The 17,095-nt window shown below is 64.7% G+C and carries 19 protein-coding genes and 1 pseudogene; 10 read left to right on the forward strand and 10 right to left on the reverse strand.

The features are described from left to right. Nucleotides 1-43 precede the first annotated feature (43 nt). Entirely contained in the window at nt 44-1,027 is a 984-nt protein-coding gene (locus tag IF690_RS20025; protein ID WP_202697079.1) for a siderophore-interacting protein, read from the forward strand. A gap of 72 nt (nt 1,028-1,099) precedes the next feature. Here IF690_RS20025 and IF690_RS20030 read toward each other — a convergent pair whose 3' ends face one another. Next, nucleotides 1,100-1,840 carry a thioesterase II family protein gene (locus IF690_RS20030; RefSeq protein WP_202697080.1) on the reverse strand — a complete coding sequence of 247 codons (741 nt, stop codon included), beginning with the start codon at nt 1,838-1,840 and terminating at the stop codon, nt 1,100-1,102. Nucleotides 1,841-2,108: 268 nt separating this feature from the next. Here IF690_RS20030 and IF690_RS20035 point away from each other — a divergent pair, with 268 nt between their 5' ends. Next, complete coding sequence (locus IF690_RS20035) at nt 2,109-3,242, forward strand: cupin-like domain-containing protein (protein ID WP_202697081.1); 1,134 nt, start codon at nt 2,109-2,111, stop codon at nt 3,240-3,242. Nucleotides 3,243-3,245: 3 nt separating this feature from the next. Here the strand turns inward: IF690_RS20035 and IF690_RS20040 are convergent, their stop codons facing one another. Beyond that, nucleotides 3,246-4,439, reverse strand: coding sequence for an MFS transporter (locus tag IF690_RS20040; protein WP_202697082.1), 1,194 nt, complete (start codon nt 4,437-4,439; stop codon nt 3,246-3,248). A 132-nt stretch (nt 4,440-4,571) separates the two neighbouring features. On the opposite strand from IF690_RS20040, the gene IF690_RS20045 reads away from it, so the two are divergent. From IF690_RS20045 to IF690_RS20060, 4 genes are all read left to right on the forward strand, one after another. Beyond that, nucleotides 4,572-5,159, forward strand: a complete 588-nt coding sequence (locus tag IF690_RS20045) for a TetR/AcrR family transcriptional regulator (protein WP_202697083.1) — start codon at nt 4,572-4,574, stop codon at nt 5,157-5,159. 368 nt (nt 5,160-5,527) lie between these two features. After that, the gene (locus tag IF690_RS20050) at nt 5,528-6,010 is read left to right on the forward strand and encodes a cysteine hydrolase family protein (protein ID WP_202697084.1); all 483 of its coding nucleotides are present in this window, start codon (nt 5,528-5,530) and stop codon (nt 6,008-6,010) included. 104 nt (nt 6,011-6,114) lie between these two features. After that, a complete protein-coding gene (locus IF690_RS20055) occupies nt 6,115-6,879 on the forward strand; it encodes a hypothetical protein (RefSeq protein ID WP_202697085.1) in 765 nt (254 codons plus the stop codon). A 37-nt stretch (nt 6,880-6,916) separates the two neighbouring features. After that, nucleotides 6,917-7,819: an alpha/beta fold hydrolase gene (locus IF690_RS20060; RefSeq protein WP_202697086.1), complete on the forward strand. Its 903-nt coding sequence runs from the start codon at nt 6,917-6,919 to the stop codon at nt 7,817-7,819. Here the strand turns inward: IF690_RS20060 and IF690_RS20065 are convergent. Beyond that, on the reverse strand, nt 7,805-8,797 hold the full coding sequence (locus IF690_RS20065) for a GlxA family transcriptional regulator (RefSeq protein ID WP_202697087.1): 993 nt from the start codon (nt 8,795-8,797) through the stop codon (nt 7,805-7,807). The genes IF690_RS20060 and IF690_RS20065 overlap by 15 nt on opposite strands. A 114-nt stretch (nt 8,798-8,911) precedes the next feature. Between IF690_RS20065 and inhA the strand changes: the two genes are divergently transcribed. Next, a complete protein-coding gene (gene inhA / locus IF690_RS20070) occupies nt 8,912-9,598 on the forward strand; it encodes an isonitrile hydratase (protein WP_202697088.1) in 687 nt (228 codons plus the stop codon). A 281-nt stretch (nt 9,599-9,879) separates the two neighbouring features. Here the strand turns inward: inhA and darC are convergent, their stop codons facing one another. The 3 genes from darC to darA form a co-directional block, all read right to left on the reverse strand. Continuing rightward, entirely contained in the window at nt 9,880-10,131 is a 252-nt protein-coding gene (gene darC / locus IF690_RS20075; protein ID WP_286673831.1) for a 2-hexyl-5-propylresorcinol biosynthesis acyl carrier protein DarC, read from the reverse strand. 86 nt (nt 10,132-10,217) lie between these two features. Beyond that, nucleotides 10,218-11,369 (reverse strand): beta-ketoacyl synthase DarB, encoded by a 1,152-nt coding sequence (gene darB, locus IF690_RS20080; protein WP_202697090.1) that lies wholly within the window; start codon nt 11,367-11,369, stop codon nt 10,218-10,220. 7 nt (nt 11,370-11,376) lie between these two features. Next, nucleotides 11,377-12,318, reverse strand: a complete 942-nt coding sequence (gene darA / locus IF690_RS20085) for a 2-hexyl, 5-propylresorcinol biosynthesis aromatase DarA (protein WP_202697091.1) — start codon at nt 12,316-12,318, stop codon at nt 11,377-11,379. A 514-nt stretch (nt 12,319-12,832) separates the two neighbouring features. Between darA and IF690_RS20090 the strand changes: the two genes are divergently transcribed. Next, nucleotides 12,833-13,237 carry a GFA family protein gene (locus IF690_RS20090; protein ID WP_202697092.1) on the forward strand — a complete coding sequence of 135 codons (405 nt, stop codon included), beginning with the start codon at nt 12,833-12,835 and terminating at the stop codon, nt 13,235-13,237. Nucleotides 13,238-13,458: 221 nt separating this feature from the next. Here the strand turns inward: IF690_RS20090 and IF690_RS20095 are convergent, their stop codons facing one another. From IF690_RS20095 to IF690_RS20105, 3 genes are read right to left on the reverse strand one after another with little or no spacing between them, the layout of a single operon-like run. After that, the gene (locus tag IF690_RS20095; protein WP_202697093.1) at nt 13,459-14,265 is read right to left on the reverse strand and encodes an aminoglycoside phosphotransferase family protein; all 807 of its coding nucleotides are present in this window, start codon (nt 14,263-14,265) and stop codon (nt 13,459-13,461) included. Nucleotides 14,266-14,280: 15 nt separating this feature from the next. Continuing rightward, on the reverse strand, nt 14,281-14,640 hold the full coding sequence (locus tag IF690_RS20100; RefSeq protein ID WP_202697094.1) for an ArsR/SmtB family transcription factor: 360 nt from the start codon (nt 14,638-14,640) through the stop codon (nt 14,281-14,283). Further along, nucleotides 14,630-15,085 carry an SRPBCC family protein gene (locus IF690_RS20105; RefSeq protein WP_202697095.1) on the reverse strand — a complete coding sequence of 152 codons (456 nt, stop codon included), beginning with the start codon at nt 15,083-15,085 and terminating at the stop codon, nt 14,630-14,632. Before IF690_RS20105 ends, IF690_RS20100 begins: the two co-directional genes overlap by 11 nt. A gap of 192 nt (nt 15,086-15,277) precedes the next feature. On the opposite strand from IF690_RS20105, the gene IF690_RS20110 reads away from it, so the two are divergent. Beyond that, on the forward strand, nt 15,278-15,679 hold the full coding sequence (locus tag IF690_RS20110; RefSeq protein ID WP_202697096.1) for a lysozyme inhibitor LprI family protein: 402 nt from the start codon (nt 15,278-15,280) through the stop codon (nt 15,677-15,679). A gap of 81 nt (nt 15,680-15,760) precedes the next feature. On the opposite strand, the pseudogene IF690_RS29070 reads toward IF690_RS20110, so the two are convergent. Next, nucleotides 15,761-15,953: pseudogene (locus IF690_RS29070) on the reverse strand (quinohemoprotein amine dehydrogenase subunit beta); the annotation flags it as partial. Between the two features lie 383 nt (nt 15,954-16,336). Between IF690_RS29070 and IF690_RS20115 the strand changes: the two are divergent. Next, the gene (locus IF690_RS20115) at nt 16,337-17,002 is read left to right on the forward strand and encodes an HAD family hydrolase (RefSeq protein WP_202697097.1); all 666 of its coding nucleotides are present in this window, start codon (nt 16,337-16,339) and stop codon (nt 17,000-17,002) included. Nucleotides 17,003-17,095: the final 93 nt, after the last annotated feature.

Here is a 17,095-nt window from a genome sequence, read left to right on the forward strand (position 1 = left end):
CTCGTCAAAAGAGGACCATCACTTTCCACACAAGGTCGCGATCATGTCCTCTGCAACCTCTCTAGCCCACTTCCTGTCAAACAGCTCCCTGGCGAGCGGCTTGCGCAAACTGGTCGGCGCGGGCAACCGGCAGCCGCGCGCCTACCGCCTGATCAATGTCCAACTCAAGCAACGGATCAGCCTCAGCCCCTGCATGGCGCGCTTCGTGTTTACCGGCGAGGACGTCGCCCACACCCGCACCCTGGCGCCGGACCAGCGCATCAAGCTGCTGTTCCCCGCTGCCGACGGCCTGCCGCCCGAGCTGCCGTGCAGCGGTGACTGGCACGCGGCCCGGCGCAAGCTGCCGGCGGCGCAACAGCCACCGATGCGCACCTACACCATCCGCGCCCTGCGCGCCGAGCCCGCGGAGCTGGACGTGGACTTCGTGCTGCACGGGGTCACCGGCCCGGCGTCGCGCTGGGCGACTCACGCCAAGGTCGGCGACCGCCTGCAAATGGCCGTGCCCGACAAAGCCTTCGGCGGCGACCCCGGCGGCTACGAATGGCAGCCGCCGGCGGGAATCCGCAAGGTCCTGCTGATCGGCGACGAAACCGCGCTGCCGGCCATCGCCGGGATTCTCGAAGACCTGATGGAGTACCCGACGCCGCCCGATGTCCAGGCGTTCATCGAGGTGCCCCACGAAAGCGACTGCCTGGCGCTGCGCCACAACCACCAGACCCGCCTGAGCTGGCTGCCCCGCGACGTGCTGGGCGCCAGCCACGGCGAGGCGTTGTTGCATGCCGCCCGGGAACTGGCCGAGCTGCCCGCGCCGGGCAAGCACCCGCGCCCCCTGAAACCCCAGGAGAACGTCGACGACCTGCGCCCCTGGGATTCGGCGAAACCTGCGGACAACCACTTTTATGCCTGGATCGCCGGCGAGTCGGGCACGGTCATGAAGATCCGCCGGCACCTGATCAACGAGCGCGGCCTGGAACGTCGCAACCTGGCGCTGATGGGCTACTGGCGCCTGGGCCGCTCGCTGGAATGAAGGTCGCCCCTCGGCCTCCCGCAAAAAAAGACCCAACGCCAGGCGCTGGGTCTGCACAGTCGCAGCCCCCCTTCAACCCGTCAGCGCCACCCGCAGGGCATGCCGACGCCGATGGGGTTCAAGGTGATCCTTGATCATGCGCAGCACCTTGGGCTCGTGCTCATGAATGAAGAAGTGCCCACCGGGCAGCATGTCCACGGAGAAGCTGCCGCTGGTTTCCCGGCGCCAGGCCATCAGTTGCTCGGTGCTGGCCCGGTCGTCCTTGCCGCCCAGCACATGCACCGGGCACTTGAGCAGGGCTCGCTGCCGCGGACGGAAACTGCCGCACAGCAGGAAGTCGGCGCGCAGCACCGGCAGGGTCAGGCTCATCAGTTCCTGGTTGGCCAGCACCTCCTCGCTGGTGCCATTGAAGGTGCGCAGTTGTTCGATCAGCTGGGCATCGGTTTTCGGCTCGGCCAGGTCGCGGTCGTATTCGCTGCGCTCGCTCGGCGCCGCGGTGCCCGAGGCGAACAGCGCCACCGGCTCCGGGCCGCCCAGCTGGCGCAGGGCATGGGCCATCTCGCACGCCAGCAACGCCCCCAGGCTGTGGCCGAACAAGGCATAGGGCGCCTGCAATGCCGGCAAATGCTCCCTGGCCAGCTGCTGCGCCAACCCCGCCAGATCGGTTTGCAAGGCTTCGCCAAAACGCGCGCCCCGCCCCGGCAGTTCCACCGGCTGCAACGTCAGCCAGTCGGGCAGTTTGCGCCGCCAGCGGCTATAGACCATGGCGCTGGCGCCGGAATACGGCAGGCACAGCAGCGTCAACTGGGTCACGGTGTTCCCCTTGAAAAAAATGATGGTAAAGACTGGACGTGCCACCTGGCCGGCAAATTAGTCGCGACACCGCCACCGACCTGTAGGAGCGGAGCTTGCTCGCGATGAACGCAAGGGCGCCGCGTCTACCTGGCCGATACGCGTCATCGTTAACGACCATCGCGAGCAAGCTTCGCTCCTACAGTTGATCCGCCCGTCATCACCATAAATTTCCCGCCACAGCCTTCGTTCCCTGTTGCAGATCAAACCGCAAACAAGAGAGATCGCCGTGGACTTGCAGACCATTCTGTCAAAGCTGTTCGCCAATGCCGGGGCCGTGGGAATCGAAGGCACCTTTCAGTTCGTGTTCGCTCCACAGCTGGCATTCTGGTCAGAGGTCAAGGCGCACAGCCGGACCGAAGCCGGCCGGCATCCGGCGCCCGATGTCACCATCGAGGTCGCCCAGGCCGACTTTCTCGGGATCATGGGCGGCAGCGCCAACGTCGAGGAACTGTTCGCCAGCGGGCGCCTGAAAATCGGCGGCAACATGGGCCTGGCGACGCTGCTGCCGCAGATCATCGAGCATGCCCGCCATGGCGGCGCGGTGGAAAAGCAAGTCGCGATGAACACCCGCTACCCCACCCCGCCGCGCTACAGCGAGCAAGTCTCGGCCAGCCTGCCGACCCAGCGCACGGTGGAGCGGCGTCCGCGCAGCGGGCTGTCGGTAGAGGAGTTCAGGACGCGCTACCTGCCCCAGGGCATTCCCCTGGTGATCAGCGATGCCCTGCAGGACTGGCCGCTGTTCAAGCTCAGCCGCGAAGAATCGCTGGTGCATTTCGCCGAGCTGCAAGGCATCACCCGCCACGGCGACTACGTGAAAAAGACCTTTTCCACCGAGCGCGACTTCCGCTCCACCTCCATGGCCGGGTTCATCGCCGCGCTGGACAACCCCACGGTGCAAAGCGCCGACGGCGAACCGCCCGCCTATATGGGCAACAACATCCTGCCGGCGCAGTTGCTGGAGCAGATCCAGTACCCGCCCTACTTCGACCGCTCGCTGTTCATCCCGCCGCGGATCTGGATCGGCCCCAAGGGCACCCTGACCCCGCTGCACCGCGACGATACCGATAACCTGTTCGCCCAGGTCTGGGGGCAGAAGTCCTTCATCCTCGCCGCGCCCCACCACCGTGAGGCCCTGGGCACCTGGTCGACCGCCCCCGAGGGCGGGCTCGACGGCTGCGAGGTCAACCCGGACGCACCGGACTATGAGCGTTTTCCGGCCTCGCGGGACGTGACCTTCCTGCGCCTCACCCTGGAAGCCGGCGACCTGCTGTTCCTGCCCGAGGGCTGGTTCCACCAGGTGGAGTCGGTGTCCACCTCGCTCTCGGTGAATTTCTGGGTCAACTCCGGGCGCGGCTGGTAAGGCTCAGGCGACCGCCGGCTGATCGCGGGTCAGCCGGCGACAGCTCTGTACCGCCGCCCCCAGCACCACGACCCCCGCCGCCTGCGCCACCCAGAAGCCGCTGCGCGCGCCAAAGGCATCCACCAGCCAGCCGGAACTGGCGGCGCCGATGGCCACGCCGATGCTCACCCCGGTGACCAGCCAGGTCAGGCCCTCGGTGAGCTTGGCCGGCGGCACGATGTTTTCCACCAGGGCCATGGCGACGATCAGGGTCGGGGCGAAGAACAGGCCGGAGACGAATACCGCCAGGGACAGGCCGAGGATATTGCTCGCCAGCAGCAATGGCAGGGTGGTCACGGCGGTGGCGATGCCGCCGTACATGAACAGGCGCGGCAGCGGGATACTCAGTTTCAGCGCACCAAAGGCAATGCCCGCCAGGCAGGAACCGATGGCGTACACCGACAGCACGATGCTCGCCGCCGCGGGTTGCCCCTGCTGCTGGGCGAACGCCACGCTGACCACATCCACCACGCCGACGATCATGCCCATGGCGATCATCAGCAGCACCAGCAACTGTAACTCCAGCGAACGGATGATCGACCCGTCGCGCCCGGCCTCATGGGGATGCACCGGTGGCTCGGTCGCCCGTTGCGCCACCAGCACGCTGACGCCGATCGCCAGCAGCAACAGCGCCGCCAGCGGCCCGGCCTCGGGGAAGGCCGCCACGCACAACCCCACCGACAACGGCGGGCCGACGATAAAGCACACCTCATCGAGCACCGATTCCAGGGCGTAGGCGGTCTGCAACTGTGGCTGGCCGCGGTACAGCTCGGTCCAGCGGGCACGGATCATCGCCGGTATGCTCGGCATGCAGCCGGCCAGGGTGGCGAACAGGAACAGCGTCCAGTGCGGCGCCTGCAAACGGCTGCACAGCAGCAACGCCAGCAGCGCCCCGCCACCCAGGCCGGCGGCGATCGGCAGCACCCGGCCCTGGCCGAAACGGTCGACCAGGCGCGACACCTGGGGCGCGCAGAAGGCCGTGGCCAGGGCGAAGGTCGCCGCCACCGCACCGGCCAGCGCGTAACCGCCCTTGAGCTGGGCCAGCATGGTGATCAGGCCGATGCCGGTCATCGACATCGGCATCCGCGCAATCATCCCCGCCACCACGAAAGCGCGACTGCCGGGGGCCTTGAACAGTTCGCGGTAAGGGTTTGCCATCGTCATTACACCTTGTCTGAGGCTTGCCAGAAATGCGCCGCAAGACAAAAATACATACGGCGCGTATGTGAGAAAGCATGAGAACATACGCGGCGTATGTCAATCCACCTGTCAGCTATGTGAGTGCCCGCCATGAGCCCGCGTCAACGCGCCGAGATGATCGAAGAAACCCGCAGCAAACTCATCGCCAGTGCCCGCCAGGCCTTTGGCAGCCTGGGGTATGCCAACACCTCGATGGACGACCTGACGGCCGAGGCGGGCCTGACCCGAGGGGCCTTGTATCACCATTTCGGCGACAAGAAAGGCCTGCTGGCGGCGGTGGTCGAACAGCTCGACGGGGAAATGGACCAGCGCCTGGAGGCGATCTCGCGCGACACCGACGACCTCTGGGGCGCCTTCGTCCAGCGCTGCCGCACCTACCTGGAAATGGCCCAGGAAGCGGAGATCCAGCGCATCGTCCTGCAGGATGCGCGCGCGGTGCTCGGGGACCTGACCGAGGCCAGCGAGGAACGGTGCGTGGCGTCCTTGAGCACGCTGCTGGATGAGCTGATGCAGGCCGGCCTGGTGGTCAACGCCCCCAGCGAAGCCCTGGCACGGCTGATCAACGGCAGCCTGCTCGACGCCTCGCTGTGGATCGCCCGGGACGAGCATCCGGGGCAACGCTTGCAGCAGGCACTGGTCGGCCTGGAGGTGCTGCTGCAGGGCTTGCGGGTGCGCTGAGCTTGCCCCCGCGGGAGCGAGGCTGGCCCGCGATAGGGACGACGCGGAATGCCAGGCCCACCGCGTTATCCTTCATCGCGCGCAAGCTGCGCTCCTACGGAAGAAGACCAGGGTGCCTGCCGCAACGCGCGGCCGCTGTAGCCGCTACCGAGCGCAGCGAGGCTGCGATCGAGGCCGAAGGACTCGCCAGGCAGGCACCGCGTTTCCCCAGATCCTACGAGGTGTCAGGCTTAGCGGCCCTGCGGGCCGATCGCAGCCTCGCGGGCTCGGCAGCGGCTACAGAGGCGGCGTGTTTTACCCGCGCGAGCGGTTCGCGGCAACGGCGATTTGCAGGCAGAATAGGCCGCCCGGCCTCCTCAAGGATTCCCATGCGCCAGGTGCTGCTGATCATCGATGTGCAACCCACGTTCAACCCGCCGGACTGGCTGGTGAACGGCATCAATACCCTGCTCGGCCAGCTGCCCTCGGTGGCCACCGTCGAACGCCATGACGAAAGCCGCACGCCCTTCGTCCGCCAGCTCGGCTGGCGCCCCGCCGCCGATGACCACAGCCTGGTCGCCGCCGACCGCATCTTCATCAAGCACGGCTACGCCCCCACGCCAGAGACCATCGACTACCTGCGCAGCCTGGCCCCCGAACGCGTGCTGGTCTGCGGCATCCAGACCGACACCTGTGTGCTCGCCGCCGGCTTCGCCCTGTTCGACGCCGGCCTGCAACCGACCCTGATCACCGACCTGACCCTGGGTTCGTCACTGGACCGCAGCGGGCAGTTGGGAGTGCGGTTGTGGCAGCACCATTTCAAGCACCTGGTGACAAGCAGCGAGCTTGTGCATGGCGCGACCGGTCACTGAAAAAAACAGCGCAAGGCAGGTCATCCCCTGGATATCACTCACCTCCTCCACGGCGCGGGCGGCTATCGTCCGCGCCCCATGAACACACAATAGGGACGTTAAACGTGGACCCGAAAATCGACCTCGACCACTATTTCGCAGCAGCCCGCAAGATGCTGCTCCTGGCGGCACATACCGAAGGAACCGCGGAGCGGCTGGGGTATCACGAGCACGCCAACCTGGTGTTCAAAAGAACCGCGGAATTTCAGATCGAACTGATCCAGACCATCGAGCATGTGTTGAAACAGGGCTTGATCAGGCCCGCGCTGGCGACCCTTCGCACCGCACTTGACCTGACCACGCGATTCTCCTGGCTTGCCGAAAACTTCGATGAACGCCTCGAAAGATTTTCTCAGGGACAGTGCCCTGGCGTGCAAAAAATGATGTCCGCCGCGAATCTCGGCTGGGGCGACGAGTACCAGAAGTCCTACGCGCCCCTCTCGGATTTTGTCCACGGCAGCTTCACGCTATCCGATTTCAACAAGGTGCAAAGGGACTATCGGCAGGGTGCGCCCTACTCGCCCCTGGGCGACTACTTCATTGTCCAGTCGGATGAAGGCACGCATGTGCGGATAGTCGAAGACGTCACCATCGCCGAGCTGATTGCCGAGCACGGGGGCTACATCACGCTGAAAACCTTCGACATCGCGCTGACCATGCTCATGCGGGCGTCCGGTGACTATGCCGATGCGTTCAATTGGTGGCCGGGACGCACGATGCTGGAGGACTATGACGCGCTCGTCAGCCAGTACGACGACAATACGAACTTCCTCTGGCTCTCTGAAAAACACAGGTTGGCCATTTGCCGGGTAGAAGGCCGCTACCGATGAGCTAGAGTTCGAATCTTGGTCAACGATGGTGCCTGGAATGAAAAATTCGCCTTCGCTCGAACACGTGCTTACTCCGCGCCTGCACCTCGCCTACGAACACCACGGCCCCGCCGACGGCGCGCCGGTGATCTTGCTGCATGGCTTTCCCTACGACCCGCGCAGCTACGACGAGATCGCCCCCGAGCTGGCGGCGCGTGGTTACCGGGTGCTGGTGCCGTACCTGCGCGGCTATGGGCCGAGCCGCTTCGCCGGCCCGGACATCCTGCGCTCCGGGCAACAGGCGGCGCTGGCCCAGGACCTGCTGGACCTGATGGACGCCCTGGAGATCCGCCAGGCCGCCCTCGCCGGTTTCGACTGGGGTGGTCGCGCCGCCTGCATCGTCGCGGCCCTGTGGCCGGAGCGGGTGCGTTGCCTGGTGAGCGCCGACGGCTACAACATCCAGGACATCGCCCGCTCGACCCAACCGCGGCCACCCGAGACCGAGCACCGGCTCTGGTATCAGTATTATTTCCACACCCAGCGCGGGGTCGACGGCCTGACCGCCAACCGCCGCGAACTGTGCGCACTGCTGTGGCAACTGTGGTCGCCGACCTGGGAGCGTGGCCGTGAACGCTACGACCTGAGCGCGCCGTCGTTCGACAACCCGGACTTCGTCGAGGTGGTGATCCACTCCTACCGGCATCGCTTCATGTATGCGCCGGGCGACCCGAGCCTGGAACACATCGAACAGGCCCTGGCACAACAGCCGCCGATCCGCGTACCGACCATCTCGCTGTGCGGCGGTGCTGACGGGGTCGGCCCGGCGAGCGAAGAGGATGAAGACATCGGCCTGTTCACCGGCCCTTACCAACGCCGGATCTTGCCCGGGGTCGGCCACAACGTGCCGCAGGAAGCGCCGCGGGCCACCTTGCAGGCGCTGCTGGAACTACTGGAAGCCTGACGCCCCCTCCGGCGAAAACCGCTCCCGATAGGCCTGCGGCGTCACGCCGACGAGCCGCAGGAAGCTGCGGCGCAGGGTTTCTTCGCTGCCGAAACCGCACTGCACGGCGATGCGCTTGATCGGTACGCCGCTGTCGCCGAGCAGGCGCCGGGCGCTTTCCACACGGATCTGTTCGATGGCCCGGGCCGGGGTCTGGCCGGTGTCGGCGCGGTAGTGGCGGACAAAGCTGCGCTCGCTCATACCCGCCCGTTCGGCCAGGATCGGGAGGCTCAGGTCGCCACCGAGGTTTTCGGCGATCCAGGCGTGCAGGTCGTCGAAGCGGCTGCCCTGCCTTTGCAGGGCCAGGGTCGCGCTGAACTGCGACTGGCCACCCGGACGCTTGAGGAACACCACCAGTTGCCGGGCCACGTCCAGCGCCATGGCGTGCCCCAGGTCCGCCTCCACCAGCGCCAGGGCCAGGTCGATGCCGGCGGTGACGCCGGCCGAGGTCCAGACCGGCCCCTCGTTGATGAAGATCGGGTTGGCTTCCACCCGCAAGCGTGGATATTGCCGCGCCAGCTGCTCGCAGCGGGTCCAGTGGGTGACCACCCGGCGCCCGTCGAGCCAGCCGCTGGCGGCCAGCAGGAAGGCCCCGGTGCACACCGACGCCACCCGCCGCGCCAGCGCCGCCTGCTGGCGGACCCAGGCGACCAGCGCCGGGTCTTCGGCCGCGGCGTACACGCCCCAGCCGCCGGCGATGATCAGGGTGTCGCAAGGCGTGCCCGGCGCCGGCAAGGGCTCGGCCAGCAGCGCCAGCCCGGCCGAGGTGGTCACCGGCCCGTCGCCCGCGGCGATCACGTTCACCGCATAGGGCAGCGGCAGGCCTTTATGCCGCGCCAGGTCGTTGGCCGAAGCGAACACCTGCAGCGGGCCCGTGACGTCGAGCACCTGGGCATTGGCGAAGGTCAGTACATGAACGGTTCTGGCGGTCTGCGGCATGGTTGGCGTAAATCGTGGGCAGGTTGGCGTATTCGCCAAAGCCTAGGGCGCTAGAGTCGAACCGTCCAGCCGCATGAGAGCGGACACCTTCGAACTTTGCCAGGGAGATACCCCATGACGCTGCAGATCGGTTTCCTGTTGTTCCCCAACGTCCAGCAACTCGACCTGACCGGCCCCTACGATGTGCTCGCGTCGCTGCCGGACGTGCAGCTGCATCTGGTCTGGAAGGCACTCGGGCCGGTCACCGCCAGCACCGGCCTGGTGCTGCAGGCGACCACCCGCTTCGCCGACTGCCCGCCGCTGGACGTGATCTGCATCCCCGGTGGCGCCGGTGTCGGGCCGTTGATGGAAGACCCGCAGACCCTCGACTTCATCCGCCAGCAGGCGGCACAGGCGCGCTACGTTACCTCGGTGTGCACCGGCTCCCTGGTGCTCGGCGCGGCCGGGCTGCTGCGTGGCAAGCGCGCCACCACCCATTGGGCCTACCACCCCCTGCTGGAGGCGCTGGGGGCGATCGCGGTGCAGGAACGCGTGGTGCGCGACGGCAACCTGTTGAGCGGTGGCGGGATTACCGCCGGGATCGATTTTGCCCTGACCCTGGCCGGCGAACTGTTCGGCGAGGCAACGGCGCAGCGGGTGCAGTTGCAACTGGAGTACGCCCCGGCCCCGCCTTTCGCGGCGGGTAGCCCACGGACAGCGCCCAAAGCGGTGCTGGAAGAGGCCCAGCGGCTCGCGGCGAACTCCATCGAACAGCGCGCCGAGATAGTCGGCAGGGTCGTGGCGCAGTGGCGGCAGGCCTGAGACCTGCGCACGCCCGGGGGAAAGAAAGAGGCGGGCCAGAGCCTAATGCCGATCAGTTAAGCGATTGGCTCGACTGTAGGAGCGGCCGGTCGACGCTCGATTGCTCGCGAAAAACGTCAACGATAACGCGTACTGCCTGGTTTAACGCGCTGTGCTGGAGTTCTTCGCGAGCAATCGAGCGTCGACCGGCCGCTCCTACAAAAAGCCTTAACTGATCGGCATTAGGCCAGAGCCACCTTATCGGCCAGCCGAGCCCTGGCCGCCTCTTCGCTTGACCGACATCAGGCCTGGACTGCTTGCTCACTGGCCTGTCGGAGGTAGTCGATCACCTGCTGCACAGTCTGCAGGCCATCGGCTTGCTCGTCCGGGATGGTGAGTTCGAACTCGGTCTCCAGGGCCGTCACCAGTTCCACCCGGGCCAGCGAGTCCGCTCCCAGGTTCCCGACGAACGAGTCCTGGTTGCCGATCCGCGCCGGGTCGACGGCCAATTCGTTCGCCACCACTCTTTTCACACGTTGCTCGAGGGTTTCCATCGTCATTCCCTTGCAGTTGGATGCGTACCGAGAAACAGTGGCCGGCCCGCGCCGGCCACCGGGTTATCGCGCCATGGCGAGGCGCGTCAGACCACCGTCAGGTGCATGAAGCCACCGGAGAAGCGCCCGCTTTCCGGGACGAAACACAGCACGCGCTGCCCCTTGTGCAGGCGCCCGGACTCCAGCAGCTCGTGGATCATGATGTAGATCGACGCCGAGCCAGTGTTGCCGCGCTCGGACAGGTTGGTGAACCAGCGCTCCTGGGGAATCGCCAGTTCGGTGCTTTCCAGGCACTCGGCAATCGGCTGGCGGAAGTACTCCGACGACATGTGCGGCAGGAACCAGTCGATGGCCTCGGCCGACAGGTTGCGCTTGATCATCACCTCCTTGAGCGGCTTGCCGAGGGAGTACTTCACCACGTTCTCGTTCAGCAGCCGCACGTCCTGCTTGATCGCGAAGATCGAGCGCGAGGCCCACTCCTCCGGGGTCAGCAGCTTCCAGCCGACCAGGCTGTCGTCCTCGGCCTTTTCCGCGCCGGCGTACATGCAGGTCGGCAATTCGTTGGCATAGGAGAAGATGTCGATCCAGTCGATACGCAGCGACAGGCCGCCGGCCCGTGGCCGGTTCTCGAGCAGGAAGGCCCCGGCGCCGTCGGACAGCATCCAGCGCAGGAAGTCTTTATCGAAAGCGATTTCCGGGCGCGCCGCCATCTGCGCCACCAGCACCTCGTTTTCCGCATCGAAATTGCGCGCATGCAGCACCGGCGAAGGCACCTCGGAGGCGGTGGCCACGGCATTGCCGCTGGTCCCCGAAAGCACCGACAGGTAGGCGTATTTCAACGCGGTCAGGCCCGCCAGGCAGATACCCGCCGTGGACACCACTTCGCAAGGCTTGTTGCCCAACTCGCCATGCACCATCACGCCATGGTTGGGCATCAGTTGGTCCGGCATGGTGGTGCCGGTGGACAGGCACTCCATGGAGTCCAGGGTAAAACCGTCGCCCACCAGGCCCTTGATCGCCTCGGCGGTTATCTGCGCGTTAGTGAAGCGGGGAATACCGGTTTGCGGGTCCAGCACATAATAGCGTTGCTTGATGCCGTTATTACGCAGCACTACTTGCCGAGACCGTGAAGGTCGCCCGCCCACATAGCCGAGAATGCTCTCCATGGTATCGTTATCCACTGCCTCTCCCGGCATATAAGCGGATGTTTTCGTAATATAGACAAATAATTCGCTCATGATGATTTCACCCTTCAGATTCAATATTGAGTTGCGAACCGGACGGCTGTTCGTAATAACGCTGTAACTCATAGAGGCGCGTCCGGATAAAGGGATTAAGCAAACGACGTAACACCAGTGAAATAGGCAGGACAGTCATGATGACCAGCAATAGATAAACAATGAACAAGCACAACAAGAGTCGCCGTAGCCATTGCCCATACTTGCCGAAACGGCAAATTATTCCCGACCAGAACTTGAAGCCTTTATAGGCCGCACGCTCGCTGAGGATCAGCCCGGGGTTGACGGGCGCCGCCCCCAGCCCGGCCAGCATCGGCCCTCCGGCTTTCTCTTTATTGGCAGACAGGGCGACCTTCAATGCCCGCCCGAAACGTGCGGCGCCCTGGACATCCTCGGCGCTGATCCCGGCCTTGGGCAGGCCGAGGAATGACTCGCGCCTGCCGGTGAACATCCAGCGCGGCGTGGTAATCAGGGTGGCGAAGGTATTGCCCCGGTCGGTCAGCACCACGTTGTCGCGCAACTGCGCGCCAGCCTTGTCCAGCAGACGCTTGACCACCTCCTGGGCCATCAGCCACATGTTGCGGCAGGCGATCACCGTGACCACCGGGCGCCCGGCCAGCAGGCGCTGGCCTTCCGCGCTCTGGAGAAAAGCGGTGATCAGCGGCGATGGCGAGAGGAACCAGACCTGATACGCCAGGATCACCAGGTCGAAGGGCCCGGGGTGATCCGTATGCACCGGTTCGATGGCCGGCGGGCTGAGCTGGACGGTCTCGGGAAACACGTCGAAAAACTTGCCCACCGGCCAGGGAAACGGATAGGCGACCCGGGGCTTGAGCACCACTTCATGCACCTTGACCTCCTGTGTCGAACGCAGGGGCGAGACCAGGCTTTCGACCACTTCGCTCAACTGACCGCTTTGCGAATAACGAACCACAAGAACATGTTTCATAAGTGCGGGGACCTTTTGTTTTTCAACCACACAGACACGCCAGAGATCACTTGAAATGAACTTCAGCATGAAAGGCAGTTTTTATAAGTTGGGCACGACAAAGAGACGCGCTATATTTATTTGTGGCTGGTCGAACTTAATGGCAAAACATAATGAACGACAAAACAGCAACACCCGGAGCCGCGGCCTGGTGACGAACTGAACGCGGAAATCGCCCACCCCGTATTACAAATACTTTCTGCCTGCTTTTTGACAAAACGTATTTGTAATGAGACAAAATCCGTCTGCTGGCTGAAACTCTATCTGCAATCGGATGCTTGTAAACCTACCAACTCTGGTAGGTCTTTCGCGCGAACCAACGAATGGCCTTACAGGCTCTTATCAAAACTTTTTATGCAAGCGGGGCACACTCAATACTGGCTACTGGCCTTAATCAAAAAGTTTTCCCGCGAAACCGACAAAGTGTTCAGGCTGCCTCTACACCCTGGCCCGGCCTTCCCTCAGGAGCCTTGCCATGCACAAGACTTACACCGGCAGTTGTCATTGCGGCGCCGTGCGCTATGAAGCCGAGATCGACTGGAGCCAGGGCACCCACAAGTGCAATGGCTCGATCTGCAGCAAGACCCGCAACTGGAACGCGATCATCGCCCCCAAGGCCTTTCGCCTGCTCAGCGGCGAACAGGCGCTGAGCGACTATCGGTTCAACAGCGGCAATACCCATCACCTGTTCTGCAAGCATTGTGGCGTGCGCCCCTTCGGGCGCGGTCATGTGCAGGAGATCGGCGGCGGCTATGTCGCGGTGCGGGTGATGACCCTGGATGACATCGACCTGCAGGAGCTGCTTGCGGCCCCGGTGCATTATGCCGACGGTCGCCACGACAACTGGGGGCATGTGCCGGAGGAGATCCGTCACCTCTAGCTTTTCCACAGGCGAAAAAAAACCCGCCGAAGCGGGTTTTTTTCAAGACCATTACGACATCCTGTCGCTGCATCCTTGCACATGGTCGGTCATCCATGACCCTGAGCGCGTCCTGCGCTGCAGTTGGTAGGTGAAGATTAAGCCTGCCGCCCAATCGGCAACAGGAGAAATAGCAGCCAGTGCATGTAAGACTTTCGCCATAAAACGACTGACCAAAACCCCTAGGCCGCACCTTCCAGGGCCCGGATGGCCAACTCCGCCACCTGCAGTTCGTGTTCCATGCTGGTGATGTCGCCATCCTCCAGGAACCATGCCGCGGACAGCCCGGTATAGGCCAGCACCCATTGCAGCAGGCGCTTGCGCTCCAGCCCCGCGGCCTGGGCGATGACCTCGACCTGGCGGGTGAAACGCCGAGGATCGCCGCTGGTCGGCAGGTCCGGGTTGCAGATCAGGTTGGCGAAGTCGAAGCCGCGCTCGCCCATGACCCGCTTGGGATCGATCACCAACCAGCCGCGCTCCTCGAAATCCAGCACATTGTCGTGATGGATATCGCCGTGCAGCACCACCTGCTCCCGAGGGGATGCCAGCAATTCGTCGGCCGTGGCCAGGCAGCGCAGGAACATCCCGCCCTCGCGCCGGGCGGCCGGGCGCAGGGCCTTGAACCATTCCGGCAGGGTCAACAATGGCGGCAAGGGCGCCCGGCGTGGTGCATGCAGGCGTGCCAGGCTGGCGCAGACGATCCAGCTGACCTCGTCGTCTTCGCCGGCCAGGGCCATCTGCATCAACGAGCGCCGGCCCATGGCCCGCTCCATCAGCAAGGCATCGCCGTGGTGCGCGTAGACCCGGGCGGCGCCCTCCCCGGCCCACCAGACCATCAGGCGGTTGCCGTATTTCTCCTCGTCGTCGCGGGCAATTTTCAGCATCGCCGGCGCGTCATCCAGGCGCACCGGCAACAGGTGGCTGCCAGGGGTGACGATAGGCTCGCCATCGACCCGCAGGTTCCAGCGTTTCAGGTAAAACTCGAACATCCGTGACGTTTTCCGTTATGACTCGACAAAGGCCTGCAATTGACCCAGGGCCTGATCCCACTGCTGGCTGATCACCTCCAGCGAGCGCCGGGCTTCGGCCAGCCGGCCCGGCTCTAATGCCCACAGGCGCTCGCGCCCCAGCTTGGCATCACGCACCAGCCCGGCCTGCGCCAGCACCTGCAGGTGCTTGGTCACCGCCTGGCGGCTGATGTCGGTGCCGAGGGTCAACCGGGTGATCGACATGGCGCCACCGCCACACAGGATGGCGACGAGCCGCAAGCGGGTCTCGTCGCCCAGTGCCGCGAAGATCATGGCCGAGCCGTCCAGCGATGCCGCCACCGGCAACAGGGATGGGGAAGTGGTATCAGGGGCCAAGGTAGGTCTCGATATTGGTCATCTGCTCGTCCCAGCCACGGCTGTTCATGCGAAACGCCTTGAGCCGCCGCTCGGGTGGAATGCCGTCGAACCCCGACTCGACCACCCGCAGCAAGGTGCCGCCGTCCACGTCTTCGAGTTCGAATTGCACCAGGGTGCAGGGCTCGCCGGAATAGTCGACTCCAGGCTCCACCGCGTACGGGTGCCAGCTGAAGGCGAACAGGTGTTCGGGCTCCAGCCGCTCCACCAGCACATCCCAGACCAGGTGTTCATACCCGGGGTAGGTAATCTGCCCCCGGGTGCGTTGCCCGACGACAAAACGCTGGCCCGCGAGCGCCACGCCGAACCAGCTGCCGAACGCCTCGGCATCGGCCAGCGCGGCCCAGACACGAGCACGCGGCGCCTTGAGCAGGATCTTTCTTTCGATGCGATCTGATGAGTTCATGGGTCACCTCCAGTGATCAAACCCTAGCTCGCCCTCGCAGAAGAGCAACCTTTAAGTTGCATTTTTCCACAAAGACGGACATGCGGTCGTCACCAGGACTAGGATGCAGGCCAAACACCCGTCGCCTGCCGGAACCCGGCGATCCGCAAAACGTCCCTTGGTACTCCTTAATTGTCCCTTGCGAGAATCCCTATGAACCCACGTTTTCTGCTGACCCTGGCGCCACTGCTGCTCACCCCGCTGGCGCAGGCCGCCGACTGTGCCAACGCCACCACCCAGACCGCCATGAACCAGTGCGCCGCCGAGCAGCACCAGGCCGCGGACAAGGAACTGAACACGCTCTACCAGCGCATCACCCAGCGCCTGAAGGACAACCCGGACGGCAAGAAGCTGCTGGTCAGCGCCCAGCGCGCCTGGGTGGCTTTTCGGGATGCGGAGTGCGGGTTCGCCGCCTCGGGTGTTGCCGGTGGCAGCGTCTATCCGTTGATCTACAGCCACTGCACCACCGACCTGACCAAGGCCCGGGTCGAGGCGTTCAAGACCTACCTCGAATGCCAGGAAGGCGACCTGAGCTGCCCGGTGCCAGGGAATTGAAGTCGCGGTGGTCTTGAGATTTTTCGCGAGCAAGAACTGGGCGTCCCCTCGCTCCTGCCAGGGAATGGGTTCTCCCCGACACTGCTGGTTCCACACAGAGAGCACGTCCGGCGCACTCACTGTAGTTCGGGCGCTGCCAGTGGCGGCTGGGGATCAGCACATCGAACTTGCCGGTCTTGACGTCGACCTTGTACACGTCCGCCCCGGCCACATACAGCGAGCCGTCGCCGCCGCTCTGCATGATGGTCAGCTGCCGTGGCGCCGGGACGCTGGCTTTCGGCGTCGAACCACCGCCATCACCGCCCCGCGCCACCGAGAATTCAGGCACGACCTTGACTTCGGCGATTGTGCTGTAGACCGACAGCGTCGGGCCTTTCAGTGTGCCGACGGTGGCTTGCTGAAGTTCCAGGACGCACCTCCCAGGCAATCGCCGGCCGGTCGCGTTTAATTTCGCGACAGCTGTTCCACTCTGAGACGAGACCAGCCACGCCCCGCGAAAGCAGAGGGATCTTGAGAGCCAGCAAAGAAAGGAAGAGGTGGCTGGCAGCGAAACTGCCTTCTGAATCGCCCCGAGAAATGGCTGTAGCGCTCTCCCCGACAGCTGCTACGATGCCTGGCTTAACCGCTTCAGCCACCGGCCCTGACAGGAATCGCGCCATGCTCAATGCCCTGCTTTTCGATCTCGACGGCACCCTGACCGACACTGACCAATTGCACCTGCTGGCGTTGCAGCAGTTGTTGCTGGAGGAAGATGGCCGGGTGTTCACCCATCAAGAGTTCGAGGCCCATGTCAGTGGCCAGGCCAATGCCAACATGTGCCGCTACCTATTTCCGCAGCGCTCGGTGGCCGAGCACGAGGCCTTTGCCGATCGCAAGGAAGCGCGTTTTCGTCAGTTGTCGCCGCAGCTGACGCCGATGCAGGGCCTGCTGCGCCTGCTGGATTTCGCCCGGGAACGCGGCATCGGCATGTGCGTGGTGACCAATGCGCCACGGGCCAACGCCGAGCACATGCTGGCCGTGCTGGGGCTGGGCGATCGCTTCGATACCGTGCTGGTGGCCGAGGAACTGCCGCGGGCCAAGCCCGACCCGCTGCCCTACCTCACCGGCCTGGAATGCCTGGGTGCCAGCGCCGAGGCCGGGATGGCCTTCGAGGATTCGATCCCCGGCCTGACCGCCGCGGTCGGGGCCGGGATCTTCACCGTCGGCCTGGCCACCAGCCAGAGCCCCGAGGCCCTGCTAGCCGCCGGTGCGCATCTGGTGGTCGAGGACTTCAACGACCCGCAATTGTGGGCGGTGATCGAGCGGATGCTCGGCTCGCGCTGAAGCTGCGCCCAACGGTCTGATAGGAAAACTCAGAAATAACCCAAGGCTTTTTCAGTTGTGTCTGATGGTCCGGCGTGCATGGGCTCTTGAAGA

Origin of the sequence: Pseudomonas sp. SK3(2021), assembly GCF_016772375.1 — a bacterium.
Lineage (GTDB): Bacteria > Pseudomonadota > Gammaproteobacteria > Pseudomonadales > Pseudomonadaceae > Aquipseudomonas > Aquipseudomonas chlororaphis_I.